This window comes from uncultured Rhodococcus sp., assembly GCF_963525155.1.
Classification (GTDB): Bacteria; Actinomycetota; Actinomycetes; order Mycobacteriales; family Mycobacteriaceae; genus Rhodococcus_F; species Rhodococcus_F qingshengii.
Genome location: NZ_CAURKP010000066.1, coordinates 21,135 through 27,642, shown reverse-complemented (window position 1 = coordinate 27,642; position 6,508 = coordinate 21,135). Strand labels below are relative to the sequence as shown.

General features: G+C 63.1%; 7 protein-coding genes. 3 read left to right on the top strand and 4 right to left on the bottom strand.

Annotated elements, in window-relative coordinates; genetic code table 11:
- Both pepN and RWT78_RS15260 read right to left on the bottom strand, forming a co-directional pair.
- A partial coding sequence (gene pepN, locus RWT78_RS15265; RefSeq protein ID WP_314676465.1) for an aminopeptidase N occupies positions 1–1,338 on the bottom strand: 1,338 nt, incomplete at its 3' end.
- A gap of 65 nt (positions 1,339–1,403) precedes the next feature.
- Positions 1,404–2,639 carry an NAD(P)/FAD-dependent oxidoreductase gene (locus RWT78_RS15260; RefSeq protein ID WP_161120679.1) on the bottom strand — a complete coding sequence of 412 codons (1,236 nt, stop codon included), beginning with the start codon at positions 2,637–2,639 and terminating at the stop codon, positions 1,404–1,406.
- A 166-nt stretch (positions 2,640–2,805) separates the two neighbouring features.
- Here RWT78_RS15260 and RWT78_RS15255 point away from each other — a divergent pair, with 166 nt between their 5' ends.
- Complete coding sequence (locus RWT78_RS15255) at positions 2,806–3,429, top strand: DsbA family protein (protein ID WP_003944541.1); 624 nt, start codon at positions 2,806–2,808, stop codon at positions 3,427–3,429.
- On the opposite strand, the gene RWT78_RS15250 is transcribed toward RWT78_RS15255, so the two are convergent.
- Positions 3,417–4,295: a M48 family metallopeptidase gene (locus RWT78_RS15250; RefSeq protein WP_054826987.1), complete on the bottom strand. Its 879-nt coding sequence runs from the start codon at positions 4,293–4,295 to the stop codon at positions 3,417–3,419. The genes RWT78_RS15255 and RWT78_RS15250 overlap by 13 nt on opposite strands.
- A gap of 100 nt (positions 4,296–4,395) precedes the next feature.
- Between RWT78_RS15250 and RWT78_RS15245 the strand changes: the two genes are divergently transcribed.
- Positions 4,396–4,869, top strand: a complete 474-nt coding sequence (locus RWT78_RS15245) for a ribose-5-phosphate isomerase (RefSeq protein WP_003944571.1) — start codon at positions 4,396–4,398, stop codon at positions 4,867–4,869.
- Positions 4,870–4,884: 15 nt separating this feature from the next.
- The gene (locus RWT78_RS15240; RefSeq protein WP_003944531.1) at positions 4,885–5,682 is read left to right on the top strand and encodes an Fpg/Nei family DNA glycosylase; all 798 of its coding nucleotides are present in this window, start codon (positions 4,885–4,887) and stop codon (positions 5,680–5,682) included.
- On the opposite strand, the gene RWT78_RS15235 is transcribed toward RWT78_RS15240, so the two are convergent.
- Positions 5,679–6,446: a DUF1542 domain-containing protein gene (locus tag RWT78_RS15235; protein ID WP_314676466.1), complete on the bottom strand. Its 768-nt coding sequence runs from the start codon at positions 6,444–6,446 to the stop codon at positions 5,679–5,681. The two genes, RWT78_RS15240 and RWT78_RS15235, sit on opposite strands and share 4 nt — an antisense overlap.
- Positions 6,447–6,508: the final 62 nt, after the last annotated feature.

Below are 6,508 nucleotides of genomic sequence, written 5' to 3'. Positions count from 1 at the left end.
CTGCCGACCCCAGTCGGAAAGGTCACGGCCCGAGGACTTTTCGAGTGAGCCCAGCAGATCGTCGAATGTTGCGTTTCCGAATGCGTGCTCACGGAAGTACTCACGCAGTCCGGCGAGGAACGGCTCGAGTCCGACGTATGCCACCAACTGCTTGAGGACGCTCGCGCCCTTGGCGTAGGTGATGCCGTCGAAGTTGACCTCGACGGCGGCCAGGTCCGGAATGTCCGCGGCAATCGGGTGCGTCGACGGCAACTGGTCCTGGCGGTACGCCCACGACTTCTCGACGTTGGCGAACGTCGTCCAGGCGTTCGTGTACTCCGTGGCCTCGGTCTGGCACAGGACCGAAGCGAAGGTCGCGAACGACTCGTTGAGCCACAGGTCGTCCCACCACGCCATCGTGACGAGGTCGCCGAACCACATGTGCGCCATTTCGTGCAGGACCGTTTCGGCGCGACGTTCGTACGAGTAGCGGGTGACCTTGGAGCGGAAGACGTAGTCCTCGAGGAATGTCACGGCGCCGGCATTCTCCATCGCGCCGGCATTGAATTCGGGGACGAAGAGCTGGTCGTACTTACCGAAGGCATAGGGAACACCGAAGTTGCGGTGGTAGAAGTCGAATCCCTGCTTGGTCTCGGTGAAGAGCCGCTTCTCGTCCATGAACTCGGCCAGTGAAGCGCGGCAGAAGATTCCGAGCGGGATGTCGCCGTGCTCGTCGGAGTAGTTGTCGGTCCACTGCGCGTAGGGACCGGCGATGAGCGCCACCAGGTACGTGCTCATCTTCGGGGTGGTCCGGAAAACGTGCTTGCCGGGATCGGCGGCGAGGGTCTCGACGACCGCGGAGTTGGAGATGACCTTCCACGACGTGGGAGCGGTGACGCGGACGTCGAACGTGGCCTTGAGATCAGGCTGATCGAAGCACGCGAACATGCGCTTGGCGTCAGCCGTCTCGAACTGTGAATAAAGGTAGACGGCGTCATCGGTCGGGTCGACGAATCGGTGCAGCCCTTCGCCGGTGTGGGAGTAGATGCAATCGGCCTCGATGACCAACTCGTTGTCGGCAGCGAGGTCCGGCAGGCTGATGCCAGTCGACTCGTCGTAGCCGGAGACGTCGAGCGCGGTGCCGTTGAGGACCGCGGAATGGACTCTGGCCGCGACGATGTCGATGAAGCTGCTTGCTCCGGCCGTGGCGGTGAACGTGACGGTGGTCTTCGAGGAGAACGTCTCCTCGCCGGGTGCGTCTTTGCCGTCGGTGAGATCGAGTTCGATCAGGTAGTTCTCGACGGTCAGGATTGCTGACCGTTGCGCTGCGGTTTCGCGTGTCAGGTTCGGTGCGACCACAAAGATCTCCTCGTAGATGGTGCGGATCTATTACGTCCATCCCATCACGAAGAGAACGACTTCACTCAAGCGGACACTTCTGCCAGCGGAATCTCCGGGTCGGCCAACCGCTCCGGATCGACGGGACGCGAAGACGCGACCAATTCCTTGATGGCGTCACCGGCATCCCAGATGTTCACGTTCATGCCGGCGAGCACCTTGTTCGCGGAATCGAGCCAGAATGCCAGGAACTCGCGCTTGTCGACGTCGCCGCGAGTGACGACACGGGAGTAGCCGCCGTGCGGTGCGTGACCTACGTATTCCATTCCGAGGTCGTACTGATCGGTGAAGAAATACGGCATGCGGACGTACTCGGCGGGCCGTCCCAACATGGTCTCTGCGGCCGTCTCGGGTTGGTTGAGTGCGTTTGCCCAGTGCTCCACCCGAATTCGTGCATTCAGAATCGGATGCTGTGCGGCCGCGATGTCACCCACCGCGACCACGTCGGGGTCGCTGCTCTGCAGACCGGCGTCGACGAGAACCCCGTTGTCGACGTCGATACCCGCCTCCGATGCCAACTCGGTGTTCGGCAATGCGCCGACAGCGATCAACACGGCGTCGGCCGGAATCACGGTTCCATCGCTCAAAGTGACGCCCGAGGCGTGACCGCCGTCGACAGAGATTGCGGTGACGTCCGTGCCGGTGCGTAAGTCCACCCCGTTCTGGCGGTGCAGTGCGGCGAAGACCTCACCCATTTCCGGGCCGAGGGTCGATTCGAGCGGAAGTCCGGCATGCTCGAGCACGGTGACGTCGACGTCGAAACCGCGAGCCGACGCGGCAATTTCGAGGCCGATCCAGCCGGCACCGATCACGACGAGCTTCTTGTCGGCGGCCAGGGTGCGCAGCAGCGCGGCGGCCTGATCGACTGTTCGCACGTAGTGAACGCCCTCGGCGTCGGATCCCGGGATGTCGAGGCGCCGCGACCGCGAACCGGTGGCCAAGGCGAGCTTGTCGTAGCTGATCGTGGAACCGTCCGGAAGTGACACGGTGTGCGCAGCGGGGTCGATGGCCGTTGCCGTCGTTCCCGGGCGAAGATCGATGCGATGGTCGCGAAACCACTCGCCGTCGTGGACGGTGAATTCGGGGAGTGTCTTCTTGCCGGCGAAGAACTCTTTCGACAGCGGCGGACGCTCGTACGGGAGGTGGTCTTCTTCACTCAATACGGTGATCTCACCGTCGAAATCTCTGTCACGCAGGGCTTCTGCGATCTTTGCGCCCGCGAGCCCGCCGCCGACGATCACGAATCTCCGGTTGGTGCTCATTACTGAACCACTCCTTCGTACTCGTTTCTTTTCGACACTACTGCGATCGGGAGGTGGTTCGGGGGAAAGCGCGGGAAGGATTGCGGGTTCATGATTGTTGGCAGAACGGGAGTATGTCCCCGAACTGATATGACCTGACCGACATGAACTGATAGGGAGTTTCTTCGTGAGCGCAACCTCGAGCAAGACCACGGACACTGCTGACTTCTGGTTCGATCCGCTCTGCCCGTGGTGCTGGATCACCTCACGCTGGATTCTCGAGGCCCAGCAGGTACGCGACATCGAGGCCAAGTTCCACGTGATGAGCCTTGCGGTTCTCAACGAGGGCCGTGACCTTCCCGACGAGTACCGGGAGATGATGACCAAGGCCTGGGGCCCGGTCCGTGTCGCCATCGCTGCAGCGCAGCTGAAGGGTGACGAGATCCTGCTGCCGCTGTACACGGCTATGGGGACGAAGATTCACAACGAGGGCAACAAGGATTTCGCCGACGTCATCAAGTCGTCCCTCGCCGAGGTCGGCCTGCCACCTGAACTGGCCGAGGCCGCCGACACCGACAAGTACGACGAGGCTCTGCGCGAGAGCCACCACAAGGGTATGGACGCCGTCGGACCCGACGTCGGAACCCCGACGATCCATGTCAACGGCGTGGCGTTCTTCGGCCCCGTGCTCTCACGCATCCCGCGCGGCGAGGACGCAGGCAAGGTGTGGGACGGCGCAGTCGCGCTGGCCGGCTACCCCCACTTCTTCGAGCTCAAGCGGACCCGCAACGAGGATCCTCAGTTCGACTGAGCGGCAGTGAGCGCCGGATTTCGGTAGAGCTGACCCGGCCGGAAGAACAGATGCCCTGAGTGCGTGCGGTTGCGAAGCGCAGCCGCACGCCAGGTCAGCACCGGATGCGACGACAAGATGTTGACGAACCACGGGAAGAACCCGGATTCGAGTGTCGCCCGATCGGCCAGTTCGTCGAACCCGACCAGACCCACCAGATACTTTCCCGCGCCGAGGACGCCCATCGCGCCCGGCGCACCCTGCGGACGCATGTGAAAGCCGAAGTTGTCCGCCGTGTACTCCATGGAACGCGACAGCGAAGACCCGATCACCGGAATGTAGTTCGACGCGAACTGTCCCCACTGGCGCCAGTACGACGCATGCCCGGCAGCGATGTGGCCGACCTCGTGGCCGATGATGAATGCGAGCGCATCGGGCTCGCGTGCCTGCCCACCGACTTCGAACAGGTCGCTGTAGACGACGACGAAACGGCGAAATCCGTGCCCCGACGCGAACGCGTTGATCCGTCCGTTCCCCAGCACGACGTAGGCATCCGGCGGAGTTTTCATGCCGAACCGTGCCGCAGCCTCGGCAACCAGCTGATACCCCTCCGGAAACTGTGAAGGCGTCATCTTGATTCCGTTGACCTGTTGCGATCCGTACAGCTGACCTCGCGCGAGGAACAGCAGGATCGGAGCCGCGAGCACCACGAGGATCCACGTCGACAGATCACCCGCAGCGATCAGAACGATCGCCACCACATAAGTGACGACCGTCGTCAGCACCGCGAGCACGAGTAGCGGGATTTCCCACGGGTGGCGAACGGCGTCACTGCCCGGTGACACACGAAGGGCGGGTGCAGCGGCCTGGCCGTTGACGGGGTACATGGGCACCACGATAGGTGTGCTCGCGCGGCGATGCGTGTTCCTGAAAGTGTGACGTCGACCCGGGTGCGCCCGGCTGGTCGGGCCTGAGAGAATTGTCGCCATGCGCGTATACCTGGGTGCCGACCATGCCGGATTCGAACGTAAGAACGAGATCATCGAACACCTGAAAGCGAACGGCCACGAGGCCATCGACTGTGGTGCTCACGAGTACGACGCCGTGGACGACTACCCGGCTTTCTGCATCGAAGCCGCAAAGCGCGTCGTCGCCGACGAGGGCAGCCTGGGAATCGTCCTGGGTGGCAGTGGCAACGGCGAGCAGATCGCAGCGAACAAGGTTCCCGGCGCACGGTGCGCCCTCGCTTGGAGCGTCGAAACGGCGAAGCTGGCACGTGAGCACAACAACGCTCAGCTGATCGGCATCGGCGGACGTATGCATTCCCTCGAGGAATCGCTTGCCATCGTCGACGCTTTCCTCGCCACCGCATGGTCGGGTGAAGAGCGCCACCAGCGTCGTATCGACATCCTGTCCGAGTACGAGAAGACCGGCGTCGCACCGGCTCTGCCGCAAGCCTGATCCGAAAGTTGTTCCGTGCCTGAAGGTCATACCCTGCACCGGCTGGCACGGTTGCATGCCCGCAAGTTCGTCGGTTCACCGGTCCGCGTCCTCAGTCCGCAAGGCAGATTCGCCGAGGACGCGCGCCTGGTGGACGGACACGTACTCACGTCCTCGGATGCCTGGGGAAAGCACCTCTGGCACACGTACGACAACGGTCTGACAGTTCACGTACACCTCGGGTTGTACGGAAAGTTCACCGACGCCGCCCTGCCGATGGAAGAACCGGTAGGCCAGGTCCGGATGCGAATGGTCGGTGCCGATTTCGGCACCGACCTTCGTGGTCCCACCGCCTGCGAAGTCCTGCTACCTCCTCAGGTCGCCGCGATCGAGGCCAGACTCGGGCCGGACCCACTGCGCCGCGACGCGGATCCAGAGAAGGCCTGGTTGCGAATCTCCAAGTCCAAGACGGCAATCGGCGCACTGCTGATGGACCAGGCGGTCCTGGCGGGTGTCGGCAACGTCTATCGCGCCGAACTTCTCTTTCGTCACGGAATCAACCCTGAACGACCGGGGAATCTCGTCTCTCACGGCGAGTGGACCGCGATGTGGGCAGACCTTGTCGAATTGATGAAAGTCGGCGTCAGGCGGGGGAAGATGCACGTCGTTCGCGCCGAGCACGACAACGGAGATCCGGCGTACGCGAAGGATCGTCCGCGTACCTATGTCTACAGAAGAGCAGGATCGCCGTGCCGCGTGTGCGGCACACCGATCCTGCATTCCGTCATGAAGGCACGAAACCTGTTCTGGTGCCCGGTGTGTCAGTCGGCTTAGAAGTCGAAGCCTCCGAAGTCTCCGCCACCGAAATCGCCGCCTCCGAAGTCCCCGTAGTCGCTGCCTCCACCGTCTGCGGTGAAATCGGTGTTGTCGATACTTCCTTGATCCGCGCCGGCGTCCATGCCCTGATCTCCCGAGTCGCCCAGATCTCCCGAGTCGCCGGCTCCGGTATCGCCACCCTGGGCGAAAGCCTCTGCGCCGTAAGGAACCCCGGCCATGCCGGAGAACATGGTCGAGAACAGCATCATCGAACCCAGACCCCAGGCGCCGGCGACGAGTGCAGGCTTCCACCAGGGTTCGGAGTACCAGCCGGCCGGGACCGGGCGTCCGGCGACTCGGCCACCGGGGTAGTAGTTGGGTGTGTGCGACGACGGATTGGGTGATGCCGCGACCTTGCGGCCCTCGAATTCGACCTCACGGTCTTCGGTGACCGAACCGGCAGCCTTCTGTCCGTCGATGGAAGGAACTTCCGGTCCCGGATCCATGCCCATCGCCACCCGTGCCGCGCGGATGTAGTAAAGCCCTTCCAGTGCAGTCTGTTTCGCGAGACGTGCTTGGACCGGCGTTGCGGCCTGATCGATCTGCGAGCCTGCGGCGTTGTACCGTTCGGCCGCGTCGGCGAGGGCTTGGCGCGACGCGTCGTCACTGCCGGTCAGGTTGTAGACCTGACCGCCGAGGCGTTCGATCGCCTGCCGGGCATCGGCTTTCGCATCGTCGAGTTGTGTTGCGCTGTGGCCGGAACCGCGTTGCTGGCTTTTCATGACCAGAAATACGACTACGGCCAGAACGACGAGTATGAGAAGAATCGTGGTCACGAGTGGCC